The 17,987-nt window shown below is 35.5% G+C and carries 17 protein-coding genes; 9 read left to right on the top strand and 8 right to left on the bottom strand.

Going from position 1 to position 17,987, the window contains the following annotated elements:
- The first annotated feature begins 251 nt into the window (after positions 1-251).
- From ES765_RS03045 to ES765_RS03030, 4 genes are read left to right on the top strand one after another with little or no spacing between them, the layout of a single operon-like run.
- Positions 252-806: an RNA polymerase sigma factor gene (locus ES765_RS03045; protein ID WP_138111125.1), complete on the top strand. Its 555-nt coding sequence runs from the start codon at positions 252-254 to the stop codon at positions 804-806.
- A complete protein-coding gene (locus ES765_RS03040) occupies positions 806-1,369 on the top strand; it encodes a hypothetical protein (protein WP_138111124.1) in 564 nt (187 codons plus the stop codon). Before ES765_RS03045 ends, ES765_RS03040 begins: the two co-directional genes overlap by 1 nt.
- Positions 1,350-2,441, top strand: a complete 1,092-nt coding sequence (locus ES765_RS03035; RefSeq protein ID WP_138111123.1) for a hypothetical protein — start codon at positions 1,350-1,352, stop codon at positions 2,439-2,441. The genes ES765_RS03040 and ES765_RS03035 overlap by 20 nt, the downstream gene beginning before the upstream one ends.
- 23 nt (positions 2,442-2,464) lie before the next feature.
- Positions 2,465-3,190, top strand: coding sequence for a head GIN domain-containing protein (locus ES765_RS03030; protein WP_138111122.1), 726 nt, complete (start codon positions 2,465-2,467; stop codon positions 3,188-3,190).
- 43 nt (positions 3,191-3,233) lie between these two features.
- Here the strand turns inward: ES765_RS03030 and ES765_RS03025 are convergent, their stop codons facing one another.
- The 4 genes from ES765_RS03025 to glgB all read right to left on the bottom strand — a co-directional run bounded on the left by ES765_RS03025 (position 3,234) and on the right by glgB (position 9,852).
- Entirely contained in the window at positions 3,234-4,565 is a 1,332-nt protein-coding gene (locus ES765_RS03025) for an MFS transporter (protein WP_138111121.1), read from the bottom strand.
- A gap of 60 nt (positions 4,566-4,625) precedes the next feature.
- Positions 4,626-5,435 carry a M48 family metallopeptidase gene (locus tag ES765_RS03020; RefSeq protein WP_138111120.1) on the bottom strand — a complete coding sequence of 270 codons (810 nt, stop codon included), beginning with the start codon at positions 5,433-5,435 and terminating at the stop codon, positions 4,626-4,628.
- Positions 5,436-5,472: 37 nt separating this feature from the next.
- Entirely contained in the window at positions 5,473-7,875 is a 2,403-nt protein-coding gene (locus ES765_RS03015) for a glycoside hydrolase family 31 protein (RefSeq protein WP_138111119.1), read from the bottom strand.
- Between the two features lie 81 nt (positions 7,876-7,956).
- Positions 7,957-9,852, bottom strand: a complete 1,896-nt coding sequence (gene glgB / locus ES765_RS03010) for a 1,4-alpha-glucan branching protein GlgB (protein ID WP_138111118.1) — start codon at positions 9,850-9,852, stop codon at positions 7,957-7,959.
- 175 nt (positions 9,853-10,027) lie between these two features.
- Here glgB and ES765_RS03005 point away from each other — a divergent pair, with 175 nt between their 5' ends.
- From ES765_RS03005 to ES765_RS02990, 4 genes are all read left to right on the top strand, one after another.
- The gene (locus ES765_RS03005; protein ID WP_138111117.1) at positions 10,028-10,624 is read left to right on the top strand and encodes a collagen-like protein; all 597 of its coding nucleotides are present in this window, start codon (positions 10,028-10,030) and stop codon (positions 10,622-10,624) included.
- Positions 10,625-10,795: 171 nt separating this feature from the next.
- Positions 10,796-11,296, top strand: a complete 501-nt coding sequence (gene msrB, locus ES765_RS03000; RefSeq protein WP_138111116.1) for a peptide-methionine (R)-S-oxide reductase MsrB — start codon at positions 10,796-10,798, stop codon at positions 11,294-11,296.
- A gap of 245 nt (positions 11,297-11,541) precedes the next feature.
- Positions 11,542-12,933, top strand: coding sequence for a dihydrolipoyl dehydrogenase (lpdA, locus tag ES765_RS02995; protein WP_138111115.1), 1,392 nt, complete (start codon positions 11,542-11,544; stop codon positions 12,931-12,933).
- A gap of 18 nt (positions 12,934-12,951) precedes the next feature.
- Complete coding sequence (locus ES765_RS02990) at positions 12,952-13,245, top strand: DUF3817 domain-containing protein (RefSeq protein WP_138111114.1); 294 nt, start codon at positions 12,952-12,954, stop codon at positions 13,243-13,245.
- On the opposite strand, the gene ES765_RS02985 is transcribed toward ES765_RS02990, so the two are convergent.
- The 3 genes from ES765_RS02985 to ES765_RS02975 form a co-directional block, all read right to left on the bottom strand.
- Positions 13,242-14,399, bottom strand: coding sequence for a PQQ-dependent sugar dehydrogenase (locus ES765_RS02985; protein ID WP_138111113.1), 1,158 nt, complete (start codon positions 14,397-14,399; stop codon positions 13,242-13,244). The two genes, ES765_RS02990 and ES765_RS02985, sit on opposite strands and share 4 nt — an antisense overlap.
- A 65-nt stretch (positions 14,400-14,464) precedes the next feature.
- Entirely contained in the window at positions 14,465-14,881 is a 417-nt protein-coding gene (aroQ, locus tag ES765_RS02980) for a type II 3-dehydroquinate dehydratase (RefSeq protein WP_138111112.1), read from the bottom strand.
- A gap of 78 nt (positions 14,882-14,959) precedes the next feature.
- The gene (locus tag ES765_RS02975; protein ID WP_138111111.1) at positions 14,960-15,478 is read right to left on the bottom strand and encodes an outer membrane beta-barrel protein; all 519 of its coding nucleotides are present in this window, start codon (positions 15,476-15,478) and stop codon (positions 14,960-14,962) included.
- A gap of 140 nt (positions 15,479-15,618) precedes the next feature.
- Between ES765_RS02975 and xerD the strand changes: the two genes are divergently transcribed.
- Positions 15,619-16,521, top strand: a complete 903-nt coding sequence (gene xerD, locus ES765_RS02970) for a site-specific tyrosine recombinase XerD (RefSeq protein ID WP_138111110.1) — start codon at positions 15,619-15,621, stop codon at positions 16,519-16,521.
- Between the two features lie 136 nt (positions 16,522-16,657).
- On the opposite strand, the gene ES765_RS02965 is transcribed toward xerD, so the two are convergent.
- Positions 16,658-17,950 (bottom strand): NAD(P)/FAD-dependent oxidoreductase, encoded by a 1,293-nt coding sequence (locus tag ES765_RS02965; protein ID WP_138111109.1) that lies wholly within the window; start codon positions 17,948-17,950, stop codon positions 16,658-16,660.
- Between the last annotated feature and the right edge of the window lie 37 nt (positions 17,951-17,987).

Raw genomic sequence — 17,987 nt, 5'->3', positions numbered from 1 at the left:
CGGTCATTCTGTCATTATACCAACAGAATTTTATTTTTATAAATTATACAAAAATGCTGCAAAGGCATTGCACACAAAGCGAGTACAGCAATTAAAACTTTATTCTAAGGTTACTATTTCAATTCTTATGCCAACAAAAACAATTCACAGGAAATATTGTCAAGCAACATTTAAATAAAAATTTAATTATAAATTATCTTCAACTGTAACAAACCGTAAATTGAATCATCATTAAATAAACTAATCACTTTTTGAGCCAACAAAGAGAACATATTGATACGCTAGTGCAATCATGCTTAGCCGGTATACAAAGTGCACAGCTAGAAGTGTACAATAGATATTACAAGGCTATGTTCAATACAGCACTAAGAATTGTAAAAGAAACTGCGCAAGCAGAAGATATTATGCAAGAATCGTTTTTAAGCGCTTTCACAAAACTGCATACTTTTAAAGGGGAAGTAACTTTTGGAGCTTGGTTAAAACGTATTGTAATTAACAACAGCATATATCAATATAGAAAGCAACAAAAAAAGAATGAAGTTGCTTTAGATGAAGTATTATATAAGGTCGAAGATAATGATGGAATAGACCCCAATCATGTGTTTACAGAACTAAAGGCTCAAAAAGTGATGGAGACCATGAAAGATTTGAAGGAAAATTACAGAGTTTCTTTGACCTTACATTTAATAGAAGGGTTTGATTATAATGAAATTAGTGAAATCATGAATATTAGTTATGCCAATTGTAGAACAACTGTTTCACGGGCAAAAGAAAGTCTTAGAAAAAAATTGATACTAGCAAGCTGATGAAAAAAGATAACATAAAAGACCTGTTTAATAAGTTGCAGGACAAGATGGATTTTGAAGAACCCAATGAAGGGCACCAACACCGCTTTTTAGAAAAACTAAATGCAACCAATGGTATTACGCCCCTAGTTGCCAAAAAGAATTATTCTTGGTTGCGAATTACGTCTATTGCTGCTGCGATTACACTTCTCTTGACCGTTGGAGTTTTTCAATTCAATAACTCTAAAACTATAGATGAAAAGCTTGCCGAAATTTCACCCGAGGCTTCTAACACACAATTTTACTTTGCGAATTTGATTGAGGAGCAAATAAGAGCGCTTAACTCTGAAAAATCACCCGAAACTGAACGAATTATTAACGACACTATGTTCCAATTGAAAAAATTACAATTGGATTATGCAAAAATAGAACAAGACCTATTAAATGGCGGTAACAGTAAGCTAATATTGAGCGCCATGATACTGAACTTTCAAACTAGAATAGAACTTCTGAATGAAGTTATGATTCAAATAGAAAATATTAAATCAATAAAAAATACAAATAATGCGAACTATACTATTTAAATATACTTGCTTAATTTTTTTAGCTAGCGCTACGGTTCTATCGGCCGATGATAAGAAATTTAACGGGAAACACACCAAAGAAAAAATAATCAAAAAAGAATTTAATGTTAACGCGAATGCGGTATTAAAAGTTAGTAATTCATACGGAAATTTAAATATAACTTCTTGGGATGAAAATCGGGTCGTTATAGAGGTGCATATTAAAACCAACGGAAATAATGAAGAAAAGGTCAAAAAGAAATTGGATGAGATATCTATTGATTTTGAAGCTAGTAATAACAGGGTTTCAGCAGAAACCATATTCAACAAAAATAGCAATGGCTGGGGATGGAATTGGGGCAACAGCAGTAATGTAAACATGCAGATTAATTATACCATTAAGGTTCCGATTAAGAACAATGTTGACCTAAACAATGATTATGGCACTATAATTCTAGATAGAATCGATGGCCACGCTAAAATTAGCTGTGACTATGGTCGGCTAGAATTAGGTGAATTAAGAGGTCGAAATAATCAGTTGAATTTTGATTACACCTCTAAGTCTACCATTGGCTATATCAATAGTGGTGAAATTATTGCAGATTATTCAGGATTTACAATTGTTAAGGCCGGAAACCTGAAAGTGAATACTGATTACACCAATGCAAGTATAGGAAAAATGGATGATTTGGAATATAATAGTGATTATGGAAGTATGGATATCGAAGAACTAAACTCTATAGACGGAAATGGCGATTATATCACTGTAAAGATGGGAATTGTTCATGGTGATGTTTCAATTGTTTCAGATTATGGTTCCATTAGAGTAGATGAACTCGCTGCTGATGCACGAGACGTAAATATCAAATCTGATTATACAGGCATTAAAATTGGTTACAACCATCAATACCATTTTGACTTCGATATAACCACAAGCTATTCTGGAGTTAGCGGAAAAGATGACTTTATCATAAATGTAAGCACAGAAAAATCTTCAGATAAACACTATGAAGGATATTATGGATCTAAAGGCAGTGGTAATATGATGACACTTTCTAGTGATTATGGAGGAATTAGTTTTACTAAAAAATAATCAATCAAATTTAAACGAAAAAGATGAAAAAATTAAGCGTATTAGTATGTGCTGGTTTAATGATCATGTCCTGCTCTGCACAGTGGGGAAAGACCATAAAAGGAAATGGAAACAATGTGACCATTGAACGAAACACAGGAGATTACAACGGAGTTGATGTATCCGGTTGGTTCGATGTGGATTTGATAGCTGGTAACGAGGGTAGCATTACCTTACAAGGCGAAGAAAATTTATTGCAATATATAATTACCGAGATTAAAGATGGAAAATTGGTGATTAAAACGGAAAAGGGTGTAAATCTCAAAACCAGTACCTGGAAATCTGAGATTCGAATTACCGTACCTATAGAATCAATCAATTCAGTTTCTTTGTCGGGTTCTGGTGATATCGCAGGGAAAACGAAAATCAAATCCGATAAATTTAGCACGAATATGTCCGGCTCTGGAGATATTAACTTAGATATTAATACCAATTCACTATCCGCTCGAATGTCTGGTTCTGGTGATATTGTTCTAAGTGGCAATACTACCGATTTTGATGTAACAATTTCAGGTAGTGGAGATATTGAAGCTTATGATCTTGACGCCGATAACGTGAGTGCTACAATATCAGGTTCAGCAGATATTCGAGTAACAGCTAAAAAATCGATTAAAGCAAGGGTTTCAGGTTCTGGAGATATATCGTATAAAGGCAATCCTGAAAAGGTAGATACCAAAACCTCTGGATCTGGCGATATTTCTAAAGGATAAATTGTAATCAAAATTGCTAACAATTAGATGACAAAAGCCCCTTTTAAAGAGGCTTTTGTATTTCCTTTACCCTAACCAATAGAAACATCCCAACCAAAAAGAAGAGTCCTAAAAAGATAATAGAACTACGCATACTACCTGTAAGTTGGGCAATAATACCATAAAGAAATGTACCTATAATAATTCCGATTTTTTCAGCTACATCATAGAAACTAAAAAAGGAGGTTGTATCCTTAGTCTCAGGTAATAATTTAGAATAAGTTGATCTAGATAATGCCTGAATACCGCCCATAACTAAACCAACACAGCCTGCAGCAGCATAAAAATCAGTAGGTGTTTTTACAAAATAAGCATAAATACAAATTATCACCCACAGTGCGTTTATTACAATTAAGGTCTTAATATTACCAAAAAAATTTGAAGCTCGAGCAGTAACTGTCGCACCAAAGATAGCCACGAGCTGAATTACCAAAATGCTAATGATAAGTCCGGTGGTTCGTTCAGAATCCGTTCCCCATGCAATCTCCTCCTCACCAAAATAGGTAGCAATCAACATTACGGTCTGTACCGCCATACTGTATACGAAAAAGGCACTTAGATATCGCTTTAGCTTGGTTTGATTTCCTAACTGATGCCACACTAATTTTAACTCTCTAAAACCGTTTAAAATAATATTAGTTCGCTTACCTTCTTTTCTATACCCAGCAGGTAAATAATAAAAACTGTACTGAGCGAAAAGAATCCACCAAATACCCACCGTAATAAATGAATATTTCATTGCCTTTATTTCGGCTGAACCACTTTCATCTGTGCTGATTCCAAATAATTCTGGGCGCATCACCATTGCCAAATTAAATATCAAAAGGATTACACTACCTATATAACCTAAGGAAAAACCTTTTGCACTTACGGCATCCTGCTGTTTTGGAAATGCCACATCAGGCAAGTAAGAATTATTTAAGGCAAAACTTACCCAAAACCCTACTAAACCAAAGAAATAGCAAAGAAGGCCTATATAAATATTGTCGAGTGAAAACCAGTATAATCCTATACATGAAAAGCCTCCTAAATAACAGAAGAATTTCATGAAAATCTTTTTATTCCCTAAATAATCTGCAACTCCAGAAATCAGAGGGGTAATAATCGCAATACAAATAAAGGCCAATGAAGTTGTATAACTAATTAAAGGTGCTCTGGCAATCTCACCTCCAAATACGGTCACTTTCTCAATACCAGCAACTCTAAAAAGGGCTCCATAAAAGATGGGGAATACTGCAGATGAAATCACTAGGCTATATACCGAATTCGCCCAATCATAAAAGGCCCATGCATTCAATAACTTTTTACTTCCTTTTAAAACCAGTGTTTTCGACATACATAAAAATAAAAGCCGCTCCTTTCGGAACGGCTTCAATATACAATAATGCTTTAAGTTTTAGTTAAAATCGGTAACTCCAAATTTGGTCGCTTCTTCTCTCGCCCATGGTGCCCATACAGTTAAGTTATTAATTCTAGTATCATTAGAAGGGTGCGTACTCATAAACTCTGGCGGAGCTTCACCTCCACTATTTGCCTTCATACGTTTCCATAATTCAGCTGCTTCATCTGGATTATAGCCCGCTATGGCCATTATCTGCAATCCTATTCTATCTGCCTCAGTTTCATGACCTCTACTAAATGGTAACATAATGCCAACTTGAGAACCAATACCATACGCTTGGTTGAACAAATTACGTTTCTGTTCATCCTGTATTGCAATATTACCTGCAACAGCTCCTACCTGTTGCAATGTACCTGCACTCATCCGCTGCGCGCCATGGTCTGCCAAAGCATGCGCAACTTCGTGTCCCATAACTACCGCTACACCTGTTTCTCCTTGACAAATAGGCAAAATACCAGAATAGAATACTATTTTACCCCCAGGCATACACCAAGCATTTACGGTTTCATCATTTACCAAATTATATTCCCATTTATAATCCTTTAAATAACCTGGATACCCGTTAGCGGCCAACCAGCGCTCTGCTGCTGAAGAGATTCGTTGTCCCACTTTGGTAATCATCTGGGCCTCAGTAGTTCCTTTTACTACTTTGTTTTCAGTCAAAAATTGATCATACTGCGCAAATGCAGATGGAAATACTTGGCTATTTGGATAAAAATTCAATGTTTTTTGACCCGTAAAAGGATTTACCTTACAGGCAGAAACACCAATAAATACAGCAATTATTAATACTATTTTTTTCATTTTCAACTTTTATAATTAATGGCAGTAAAATACAAAGTTATTCTTTTCCCGTAATATGTAATAAAGTAAAGTTTTTGTCTAAACGCAAAATATTGTCTCCCGTCAAGGCTAAACTCTTCAACGGTATATCTTCATTGTCTAACATCACACTTTCAATTTTAAAAGGCAAGCCGTGAAAATTTAGTTTAATAGTCTCGTACTCAGTTTCAAAACTTCCGTCTTTGAATAACTGAATGGTCAATGAATTTTCTTTTCCGGTCAATTTAAAATTACACAGTGAGTATCTCCCCTTTCTATAATCATATCCATTTGATACATCTTCGTAAACTTCTGAAGCCTCAACACCTTCTTTATAATAAACATCTAACAATAGTTCGTCAATTTTCAATTCACCAACATATTGTTGCACAGGATATTTCGGAATTATAGCACCCGCTTTTATAAAAATTGGCAATTTATCCAATCCGGCAGCAACCCATTTTTCTTTACCACCAACTACAGCCTCATGGGTCCAAAAATCATACCACATTCCTCTAGGAATATACATTCTGCGACCTTGAGCATTTGGTTCTTGAATTGGGCAAACTAATATTTTTTCACCAAAAATAAATTCATCTGTCCTAAAATGCGTTTGGGTATCTTCTTGGTCATAAAAAACCAACGATTGTATCATTGGTATATTCTCTTTGGTATACTTATGAAACATGGTATATAGGTAAGGTAAAAGCTGATAGCGTAATTCTATAAACTTTCGAACGATATCTGTAATTTCAGTTCCAAAAGACCATGGTTCTTGATCACCATGATCGCCACTTGAATGAACCCTACAAAATGGGTGAAATATTCCCAATTGTATCCATCTAGCAAATAATTCCCCATCTGGTTGTTCGGCGAAACCCCCAATATCAGAACCAACGAAAGAGTAACCACTTAAACACATACGCTGCATTTGAACGTTGGCTATCCATAAGTGTTCCCATGTGGCCACATTATCTCCTGTCCAAGTTGAGGAATATCGTTGCGTTCCAGCAAATGCTGCCCTTGTTATTACAAAAGGTCGATTTGGGTACACATATTTCTTAACGCCTTCGTAAGTAGCCCTAACCATTTGCATTCCATAGACATTATGAGCCTTTCTATGAGTGCATGGATGACCATCATAATTATGCCTAGTATCTAATGGAGCTGTTTTCGTAGGAACTTCCATAACTGCTGGCTCGTTCATGTCATTCCAAACTGCATGAACACCTATTTCAGTCATAAACTCTTTATAAAGTTCAGCCCACCATTCTCTTACCTTAGGATTGGTGAAATCAGGAAAATTACATTCACCCGGCCAAACTTTCCCATGCATCAAAGGGCCATCTCCCCTTTTACAGAAATAATCATTTTCTAAAGCTTCATTATATATCCAATAATTTCGATCCACTTTAATTCCTGGATCAATCATAACTACCGTTTTAAACCCATCCTCCTCAAGTTCTTGTATCATTTGTTTAGGGTCGGGAAAATGATTCTTGTCCCAAGTGAAACATTTAAATTCGTCCATATAATCTATATCTAGATAGATGGCATCACAAGGTATTTTAAGTTTCCGAAATTCGCTAGCTACTTCTTTTACATTACTTTCTGGATAATAACTCCACTTGGATTGATGAAAGCCTAATGCCCACATAGGTGGTAATTCTGGTGTACCGGTTAGGCTAGAATACGAACTTACTACCGTTGACATGTCTGGTCCAAATATAAAATAATAGTTCATTTCACCACCGTCTGCCCAAAAACTTGTTATGTTTCTGCGTTCATGTGAAAAATCGAAACTTGTCTTAAAACTATTATCAAAAAAGACACCATAGGCCTTACCTTTATTCAAGCCAATATAGAATGGAATTGCCTTATAAAGTGGGTCTTGCTCCTTAGCATATGCAAATTGATCTGTAACCCAATTCTCTACTTTTTTACCCTTAAGATTACTATGCATGGCTTTATCTCCCATACCATAAAAGCTTTCACCTGTTTGCGTAATCTTACTCATTTTTACGGTATTGCCACCGTATTGATAATTTTCTTCCCAATGAAACCCAAGTTCATCCTCATATATAATATTTCCGCTTAAATCTGAAATTTGGATTCTCAAGGTTTTTTTGTCGACCAATACACTCAACCTTGTGGTAGATATGATATATTCTGTGTCGTTTTCTACGACTTCTAATTTACTATATCCCATGATTCCTTCGGGATCAATCGCATAGGAGAAATCTGGTTCAAAGTTGTAATTCGTAGCATATCTAAAACGTATAACACTCCCCCTAAGAATTGTAATCTGTAGAACGACACCATTCTCTGTTGTGAAATACAACTTATCTGTGTCTTGCGTAAACTCAACTATATGGTTGGGGTATAAATTACCTTTATATTCAAGTTCTGTATTTGTGATCATGATAATATTATTACAAGGATATCAAAAAACATTAAACCGAAATCACATAATGCTTATGATAAATCGTCTAGCTTAAACTAATTACCCTAAAATTACAATTCCTAATGGGGGTATAGTGATTTCAATAGACTTTTTATGCCCGTGGGAAACTTTAGATGAAGTTTTGATGGTTTTATTTAAATTTCCTCCTCCACCGTATTTTTTATCATCACTATTCAAAATCTCTTTAATTATACCCTTTTTAGGGATGCCAATTCTATAATTTTCCCGAGGAATAGGTGTGAAATTACATGCTACAATTAAATCATTTTCTTCATCGTGGCCTTTACGTACATAGGTAAGAATTGAATTTTCATGATCGCTATAGTCTATCCATTGAAAACCTTCTTGACTAAATTGCTTTTCATACATCGCAGGAGAATTTTTATATAAATGGTTCAAATCCTTTACAAAATTCTGAATCCCAGAATGACCTTCATATTGTAACAAATGCCAATCTAAACTTTGTTCAAAATTCCATTCTGCGGTTTGTCCAAATTCACCGCCCATAAACATAAGTTTGGTACCTGGGTGTGTAAACATGTATCCAAAAAGAAGCCTTAAGTTCGCAAAGCGCTGCCATTCATCACCTGGCATTCTATATAATAGGGATTGCTTACCATAAACCACCTCATCATGTGAGAATGGTAGCATAAAATTCTCTGTAAAGGTATAAGTCATACCAAAAGTAAGGTCATTTTGATGGTGTCTTCTGTATATGGGTTCTTTTTGGAAGAACTGTAAGGTATCATGCATCCAACCCATCATCCATTTCATTCCAAAGCCTAAACCACCATGTTCTACAGGTTTTGAAACTCCAGAAAATGCAGTAGATTCTTCGGCTATTGTCTGTACGCCATCAAAATTTGAATATACTGCTTCATTCAATTCACGTATAAATGAAATCGCATCCAAATTTTCGTTAGTGCCGTATATATTTGGTTCCCACTCCCCTTCTTCCCTAGAATAATCAAGGTATAGCATGGAAGCTACTGCATCTACACGCAATCCATCTATATGGTATTGATCCAACCAAAAGAGGGCATTACTAATTAGAAAAGCCCTAACCTCGTTTCTACCATAATTAAAAATCAGACTCTTCCAATCTGTGTGATACCCTTTTCGCCTATCTGGATGCTCGTACAAGTTTGACCCATCAAAGAAACCAAGACCGTGTGCATCTTCTGGAAAATGTGAAGGGACCCAATCTAAAATCACTCCTATATCGTTTTGATGAAAGGTATCTACCAATAATTTAAATTCTTCTGGTGTTCCAAATCTTGAGGTGGGTGCAAAATAACCTGTTAATTGATATCCCCAAGATGGATCATAAGGGTATTCCATAATAGGCATAAACTCTATATGTGTATACCCCATTTCCTTAACATAAGAAACAAGATCTTCTGCTAATTCGGTATAGGTCAAAAACTTATTCTCAGCATTTTTTTTCCAAGAACCTAAATGAACCTCATAAACTGAATACGGCTTATCTAATCCATTCTTCTCTTTTCTATAGCCCATCCAATCGGTATCCTTCCACTTATGGTCTGCTGTCCATATGATAGAAGCGGTGTTTGGTGGATGCTCGCAAAACCTAGCAAATGGGTCTGCCTTTTCCGTCCAAATATCATTATTATTAGACTGTATTTTATATTTATACACTTCTCCCTTGCCAACATTTGGGATGAACCCTTCAAAAATTCCACTTCCATCCCAACGTACGTTCAGTTTGTGTTTATCCACATTCCAAGCGTTAAAATTCCCGATAACCGAAACCGATTTTGCACTAGGTGCCCAAACTGAAAAATAGGTGCCTTTTACTCCATCAACCTTAATTAAATGTGAACCTAGTTTTTCATAAAGTCGGTAATGCTTACCACTTTTAAAGAGGTTGATATCAAAATCAGTAAATAATGAGTGAACTATTACGTTAGACATATTATCGTTTAATTTTTTGGTAAAGCTAATCAACTTGGAAAGACGGTCGACCGTGTTTGTTTTTGTTAAAAATTATAGCAGTTAATATCCGATTTATATATTAGATAACCAAAAATGGAACACTTTTTGAAATACACTTTACTATTACATACAAAAACTAAATAATACTAATCTTATGAAAAAATTAAATTTATTTTTAGGAGTACTCGTCACCCTATTTTTAATCTCTTGCGAAGGGCCAGAAGGGCTGCCAGGTTTGAATGGAAGGGACGGATTTGACGGATTCGATGGTGAAAATGGTGAGAACGGCATTGATGCTATTCAAGCTCAAGTATTTGAATTAGATGGTGTAAACTTCGATTATATCGATGCTGATAATTTACACGAAACTTTAATAACCTTTTCAGATTTCACCAATTTCGAAACGAGAAAGGAAGATGCAGTTCTAGTTTACAGGTACGACGGACCTGTAGAATTTGAAGATGGTGCTATCGAAGATTCTTGGGGATTAATTCCCCAAAACTTCTTCCTAGAAGAAGGAACGATACAATATGTTTATACTCATACACTTTTTGATGTTCAGGTATTTATTGATGGAAATTTTGATTTAATTAATTTGAATCCAGATTTTACAGATAATCAAATTTTAAGAGTTGTAATTATTCCTGGTGAGTTTGCTGCTACAGGTAAACTAGACACATCAGATTTTAATGCTGTACTGCGACATATTGGTATTGATGAAGAGAACATTCAAAAAGTTAAGCTTGACTAATTTTGCAAAATAGCGCAGTCATTATAGCTTTTAAAAGCCTTTGAGGATAGCTCAAAGGCTTTCTTTTTGTAGGTTAAGTTATTTTTTGAAAACCTTAACCTATATAGTTCCGTAAATACAATATCTTGAAAGATATAATTTAAGATTAACGACTAAAATTAAAATTGCATTATGAAAATAAAAATTGGAATAGCCCTATTGGTACTTTTTGCAAGTTGCAAGGTAACATCACAGGAGAAAGAAATGGCTACAGAATCAAAAACCGAGCAACAAAAAGAATTTAAGGTTCAAAAAACCAAAGAAGAATGGAAAAAAGAGTTGACCGATGAACAGTATTATGTATTGCGTGAAGCTGCAACCGAAAACCCTTTTACTAGCGAATTATTAGAGAACAAAAAGGAAGGAACTTACGTTTGTGCTGCTTGTTCAACTCCTCTATTTAAAAGCAAGACAAAATTTAAATCTGGTACAGGATGGCCAAGTTTTTATGAAGAAATAGAAGGCAATGTAAGTTATGATGTAGATTTTAAAGCAGGCTACAAAAGAACCGAAGAGCATTGTGGCACATGTGGCGGCCATTTAGGACACGTTTTTGAAGATGGCCCAAAACCAACTGGTTTACGACATTGTGTTAATGGAGTCGCTTTAAATTTTGTGCCTGATTCAAAATAAGACCTTGAATATTATGTTTAGATGAAGATTACGCATTATCCATCTATACAGTAGTTTACCATGCCAAGAGATTAAACACTATTAGATAAGCTCTGAATACTATTCAACTATTTGGAGCCTATCTATAGTAGTCTGCAACAAATTATGACCTAGTACTACAATCATAAATGTTAAATTGACTAACCCAAATTTCGATTTGGTTTTGTACTTTTGCACCTCATTTAAAACATCAAAAAAATCAAAATATGAGCACTTTCGATATTATTGTTTTAGGTAGTGGTCCAGGAGGATATGTTACTGCTATTCGGGCTTCACAATTAGGATTTAAGACTGCCATTATAGAAAAAGAAAGTCTTGGAGGCGTTTGCTTAAATTGGGGCTGTATTCCAACTAAAGCCTTATTGAAATCTGCACAAGTATTTGAATATCTGCAACATGCTGAAGATTATGGATTAAAAGCAGAAAGTGTTGATAAGGATTTTGATGCTGTTGTTAAAAGAAGTCGTGGAGTTGCCGGCGGAATGAGCAAAGGGGTCCAGTTCTTAATGAAAAAGAATAAAATTGAAGTTATTAAGGGCTACGGGACTTTAAAAACTGGCAAAAAAGTAACTGTCAAGCCCGAAGATGGTTCTGAAACCGAATATAGCGCCAAACATATTATTATTGCTACAGGTGCTAGAAGTAGAGAGTTACCTAATTTACCCCAAGATGGTGAAAAAATCATAGGCTATAGGGAAGCAATGACCTTAGAAAAACAGCCGAAGAAGATGATTGTTGTTGGTAGTGGAGCAATCGGTATTGAATTCGCATACTTCTATAATTCTATGGGTACTGAAGTTACCGTAGTAGAATATTTACCAAATATTGTTCCTGTTGAAGATGAGGATATTTCAAAACAATTAGAGAAAAGTTTCAAAAAGGCAGGAGTCAAAATAATGACTTCAGCAGAAGTTACTTCTGTTGATACCTCTGGTGATGGTGTAAAAGTTACGGTAAAAACTTCTAAAGGTGAACAAATTTTAGAGGCTGATATCGTTCTATCAGCAGTTGGTATCAAGACAAATATTGAAAATATAGGGCTTGAAGATGTTGGTATTGCAACTGATCGTGATAAAATTTTGGTGAATGACTTTTACCAAACCAACATACCTGGTTATTATGCTATTGGTGATGTTACACCAGGTCAAGCTCTAGCACACGTTGCTTCGGCTGAAGGTATACTGTGTGTTGAAAAAATTGCAGATATGCATGTAGAACCATTGGATTACGGAAACATACCAGGTTGTACATACTGTTCCCCTGAAATTGCTTCCGTAGGTTTAACCGAAAAGCAAGCAAGAGAAAAAGGTATCGAAATCAAAGTAGGAAAGTTTCCATTCTCTGCAAGTGGTAAAGCGCAAGCATCTGGAGCATCTGAAGGATTCGTAAAGGTTATTTTTGACGCTAAATATGGCGAATGGTTGGGTTGCCACATGATTGGCGCTGGTGTAACCGATATGATTGCTGAAGCAGTTTTAGGTCGCAAACTAGAAACGACAGGCCATGAAGTCTTGAAAACTGTTCATCCACACCCTACTATGAGCGAAGCTGTTATGGAAGCAGTTGCGGCAGCATATGATGAGGTAATCCATTTATAAGTATTAAAAAAAACAAACATGTTAAAATTATTTCGAGCAACGGCAATTTTGGAAGGAATCTCTTATTTGGCGTTGTTCGCGGTAACCATGCCCTTAAAATATTGGGCAGAAATACCTGGACCCAATAAATTAGTTGGCTATGCTCATGGATTTCTATTTATTGCTTTTATAGTACTTACAATTGTAGTTGGCTATCAGAAAAAATGGGGTGTTAAGAAACTCTTGATATTTGGGGCAGCCTCTCTTCTACCCTTCGCTACTTTCTATGTTGAAGCAAAGTATTTAAGACCCGAAGAGAAATCTCTTAATTAATTATCTGCCATAAGTTGGTAAATTTTTCCATCGAAACTACAAATATACAATTCGTTGCTTGCGTCGGTTCCAAAAGAAGATATACCTAAACCGGTCCCTAACAACAACTGATTATTTCCCGACTGATCTAAGGCCCAAATTCTGCCAGACACGAAATCGCCATAAATATAATAGCCATTTAGTTCAGGTATTTTAGTTCCTCTATAGACATAGCCACCTGTAATTGATTTATCATTAGTACTGTGGCCATATTCAAAAACTGGCCCTATAGTGCGCGTCGTATTACAATCTGTATTTTGATAGCAAGAAGTGCCTTCAAGAATATTCCATCCATAATTACCTCCCTTTTCGATAATGTTTATTTCTTCTAATTCATCTTGGCCAACATCACCTGTCCAAATCGTATTGGTTTGAACATCAAAACTAAATCTCCAAGGATTCCTTAAGCCGTATGCGTATATTTCACTTCTGGCATTCTCATCACCTACAAACGGGTTATCCGTTGGTATTGCATAATTCAATCCGGGATCTTCCATATTTACATCAATCCGTAAAATCTTTCCTAAAAGGTTATCTAAGTTCTGAGCATTCCCATTTGGATCACCCGAACCACCACCATCGCCCGACGCAATATATAAATATCCATCAGAACCAAAAGCCAATTGACCACCATTATGGTTCGTGAACGGTTGTGGAATTTGTAATAGAATTGTCTCACTAGATTCATCTATTGTATTAATATCAGTTTCAGAAACTTTAAATCTAGAAATTACGGCCAAATCTTCACTTGGCGTATAGGTCACATACAGAAACCCATTTGTACTATACTTTGGATGAAAAGCTATACCTAGTAGACCCAATTCACTAGTGGTTGCAGTTCTACTTGAAATATCTAAGAATGTGGATGCGTCTTCTACCAATTCTCTGTTCTCAAACGTTTTTATAACACCGCCCTTTTCTGCAACGAAAATTCTGTTGGTTCCATCTTCAGGCGATTGCAAGTCTAAAGGACTTGAAAATATCAAGTTAGAGAAAGCATTGGTAATAGTTATCGAATTTTGGGGTATTGGTGTAAGTGCCAAATCACTTTCGTCACTACATGATACGTATAACAGTAAGGATATGCTGCATAGTATAAAGCCAATTCTTTTCATAGTAATCAATTTTCTTACTATGTACGTTATAGAATGGGCTGGTAGATGTTAAAAGATTATAGTAATTACTCCTTAAAACTTTCAATGGCCAAGTCATAACTTTTGAGTCCGAAACCCAAAATAACACCGCTTGCTGCTGCAGAAATATAAGAAATATGCCTAAACTCTTCACGCTTGTGCGTATTTGATATATGTACTTCAACTACGGGAGTTTCAACAGCCTTAACAGCATCTCCAATACCTATAGACGTGTGTGTGTAAGCGGCCGCATTTAAAATAATACCATCATAAGAAAAACCTGTTTCCTGAATTTTGGAAATCAATTCTCCCTCTATATTGGATTGAAAATACTCCAACTCGATATCCTTAAATTTAAATTGAAGTTTTGAAAAGTAATCTTCAAACGTTTCTACCCCGTAGACATCTGGCTCTCTTTTTCCCAACAAATTTAAATTGGGACCATTAATAATGATAATTTTCATGGTTCAAAAGTAATAAATGTTGCCTTAACTATAGATAGGAATCTGTAGAAGTACTACTTCTTTAAGCTCTATTTCCAATTAACGCCGAGTTCTATATTTAGGTTCAAAATTATATACGATACCTAGTGTTAATGTTGACCAAGTGGCAGCATCTAATTCAATGCCTGTATATGAAAAATTAATCTCAACACTAGAACTCATTAAATAGGCAATCGTTGGTCTGTAATATAAACCACCGTCATTACCTTCATTTATTCCCATTGCCCAACCTACATTCCCTCCAAATGAAAAATAATTCGACGTCCAAAATCGAACTCCTGCCGACAGTGGAAGAAACTGAACCGATTCTAAATCAGCGCTAACAACATTTGATTGAAACGTTTCTGCAAACCCGTGAATATAACCCACCGATGGACCTATATCAACAACTTCGCCCAACGGGTGCATATAAGAGACATCAACCCCAACAACAACACTTAGCGCTTCATTAAAATCATTAAAAGGCAATCCAGCCTGTATCCCCATTTTAAAACCTTCTTGACCGCTTACTTTAGATACAAGAACTGATAAGAATATCAAAAACATAACTTTTTTCATAGTTGAAAACTTAGTTTTTATTAGGTCTAAAACGTTTTGAAACCGTTATTAGTATAATAATAGAAAATTGGCACCGACTTTCTCATGTACAAGAAATCATTATCTATGTCATAATGTAAGAGATTATTTATATTTAACCCATGAATTGGAAACAGGCTCTTAATGACTACACCATTTATCTTAAACTAGAACGAGGGCTATCAAAAAACTCCATTCAAAGCTATACCAGAGATATTGAAAAACTGATGGCCTTTTTAGAATCACATAACATAAAAGTTGAGCCAATTCAAATAGACAAGGGTACCGTACAGCAATTTATATATGAAATTGCAAAGGTGGTCAACCCCAGGTCACAAGCCAGAATTATATCTGGCCTTAAGAGCTTCTTCAATTATTTAATTTTTGAGGATTATAGAAAAGACAATCCGTTAGATTTAATCGAGTCCCCTAAAATTGGACGAAAATTACCCGATACACTTTCAGAAAACGAAATAGACAAATTGATTCAAGCGATAAACTTGCGCACGCCCGAAGGTGAACGTAATCGTGCCATACTTGAAACATTATATGGTTGTGGTTTGCGGGTTTCTGAGCTTATTGGCTTAAAAATATCAGACCTTTTTTTTGATGAAGATTTTATCAAAGTAACTGGCAAAGGTGATAAGCAAAGGTTTGTGCCCATTAGTCCCGTTAACAAAAAATACATTTCTATCTATCGTAATGAGATTCGGGTTCACCTTAATATACAAGAAGGGTTTCAAGATATATTATTTTTAAATCGAAGAGGAAAACAACTGACTAGGGCTATGATATTTACCATTGTAAAGAACCTTGCCGTCACAGTAGGACTTCAAAAAAGCATAAGCCCACATACGTTTAGGCATTCATTTGCTACACACTTATTAGAAAATGGCGCTGACCTTCGTGCTATTCAACAAATGCTGGGCCATGAAAGTATCACCACAACAGAAATTTACATGCACGTAGACCGTACACATTTAGCGGAAGTGATGAATAAATTTCATCCTCGAAAAGGTGACTGAAAATATCATAATTTAAATTTACTACCGAAAGTGTACACTACGACACTTCAATTAAACTTTCACCTAATACTCCCATATCAGCATAATTAAATTGTTTTAAAAGTTGAAGTTATAAGGTGCTAAATTAAGAATTCACTTAATCTTTAAATTGACTATAATCTCTTTTAAAAGGCCTAATTATCAAACGTGCTTCACGATCAAACTTTATATAATTATATACCCAATTGATAAACACGACCATTCTATTTCTAAACCCTATCAGAAAGAATAGGTGGACGAACATCCACACAAACCAAGCAAAAATACCTTGAAATCGATAGCCATTAATATCACAAACTGCTTTATTTCTGCCTACTGTCGCCATACTACCCTTATCAAAATACTTAAAAGGTTTCATAGGTTTATATTGAATTAGGTTTGCCAGGTTTTCTCCTAGAAGTTTACCTTGTTGAATTGCCGGTTGTGCGACCATAGGATGCCCACGTGGATTATCTTCTGTTACCATATATGCAATATCGCCTATAGCAAAAATCTCTGGGTAACCGACTACTTGATTAAATTCATTAACGTTGATCCTATTTCCTCCAGCTAAAACTTCCTCTGCATCCAAGCCTTTAATACCTGCGCCTTTTACTCCTGCCGCCCAGACTACCGTGGCAGATTCAAAAACTAAATCAGTTTTTGTGGTTACTGTTTTTCCATCATATCCTGTTACCCGTACCCCTTTCCAGACCTGGACCCCTAATTTTTCCAAGAAATCTTCTGCTTTTTTGGAAGCCTGATCACTAAAACCATCTAAAAGACGGTCTCCTCCTTGTAAAATGTTTATTTGCGCCCTTCTCGTATCTAAATCAGGATAATCTTTGGGTAGAACTCCCTTTTTTATTTCTGCCAAAGCACCTGCAAGCTCTACTCCTGTTGGTCCACCGCCAACAATAACAAAATTCATCAGTGCATCACGTTCGTGATAATCATCGGTTAATAGGGCTTGCTCAAAGTTTTCTAAAATCAGACTTCTCAGATTAAGTGATTGCGGAATCGATTTCATTGACATTGCATTTTTCTCAATTTCAGTATTTCCAAAGAAATTGGTTTCAGAGCCGGTAGCAACTACCAAATAGTCATATGTTAGTTCGCCTATATTCGTACTGATTTTCTTTTTATCAGGATACACCTCATTTACCTCTGCCAAACGAAAATAAAAATTATCATAACCAATCAATACTTTTCTTAAGGGGTAGGCAATTGAATCTGGTTCTAAGCCTCCAGTAGAAACTTGATATAATAAAGGCTGAAAAGTATGGTAATTGTTCTTATCTAAAAGAACGACTTGAACTTCTTTTTTACTCAGTTTTTTGGCAAGGGATATCCCCCCAAAACCACCACCTATAATAACGATTCGAGGATAGCTGGAAAGTGGTATGTTCATAGATACAAGGTTAAATGTAAAATTAAACAAATTGGGG

This window comes from Maribacter sp. ACAM166 (genome assembly GCF_005771495.1).
GTDB lineage: Bacteria > Bacteroidota > Bacteroidia > Flavobacteriales > Flavobacteriaceae > Maribacter.
Note: the sequence above shows the minus strand (reverse complement) of the source record. Positions and strands in the feature narration are given on the sequence as shown.

Bases quoted from the DNA above. Each gene is read 5' to 3' on its own strand.
- ES765_RS03040 (WP_138111124.1), top strand. From the start codon at position 806: ATGAAAAAAGATAACATAAAAGACCTGTTTAATAAGTTGCAGGACAAG.
- ES765_RS03035 (WP_138111123.1), top strand. From the start codon at position 1,350: ATGCGAACTATACTATTTAAATATACTTGCTTAATTTTTTTAGCTAGC.
- ES765_RS03030 (WP_138111122.1), top strand. From the start codon at position 2,465: ATGAAAAAATTAAGCGTATTAGTATGTGCTGGTTTAATGATCATGTCC.
- ES765_RS03025 (WP_138111121.1), bottom strand. From the start codon at position 4,565: ATGTCGAAAACACTGGTTTTAAAAGGAAGTAAAAAGTTATTGAATGCA.
- ES765_RS03020 (WP_138111120.1), bottom strand. From the start codon at position 5,435: ATGAAAAAAATAGTATTAATAATTGCTGTATTTATTGGTGTTTCTGCC.
- ES765_RS03015 (WP_138111119.1), bottom strand. From the start codon at position 7,875: ATGATCACAAATACAGAACTTGAATATAAAGGTAATTTATACCCCAAC.
- glgB (WP_138111118.1), bottom strand. From the start codon at position 9,852: ATGTCTAACGTAATAGTTCACTCATTATTTACTGATTTTGATATCAAC.
- ES765_RS03005 (WP_138111117.1), top strand. From the start codon at position 10,028: ATGAAAAAATTAAATTTATTTTTAGGAGTACTCGTCACCCTATTTTTA.
- msrB (WP_138111116.1), top strand. From the start codon at position 10,796: ATGAAAATAAAAATTGGAATAGCCCTATTGGTACTTTTTGCAAGTTGC.
- lpdA (WP_138111115.1), top strand. From the start codon at position 11,542: ATGAGCACTTTCGATATTATTGTTTTAGGTAGTGGTCCAGGAGGATAT.
- ES765_RS02990 (WP_138111114.1), top strand. From the start codon at position 12,952: ATGTTAAAATTATTTCGAGCAACGGCAATTTTGGAAGGAATCTCTTAT.
- ES765_RS02985 (WP_138111113.1), bottom strand. From the start codon at position 14,399: ATGAAAAGAATTGGCTTTATACTATGCAGCATATCCTTACTGTTATAC.
- aroQ (WP_138111112.1), bottom strand. From the start codon at position 14,881: ATGAAAATTATCATTATTAATGGTCCCAATTTAAATTTGTTGGGAAAA.
- ES765_RS02975 (WP_138111111.1), bottom strand. From the start codon at position 15,478: ATGAAAAAAGTTATGTTTTTGATATTCTTATCAGTTCTTGTATCTAAA.
- xerD (WP_138111110.1), top strand. From the start codon at position 15,619: ATGAATTGGAAACAGGCTCTTAATGACTACACCATTTATCTTAAACTA.
- ES765_RS02965 (WP_138111109.1), bottom strand. From the start codon at position 17,950: ATGAACATACCACTTTCCAGCTATCCTCGAATCGTTATTATAGGTGGT.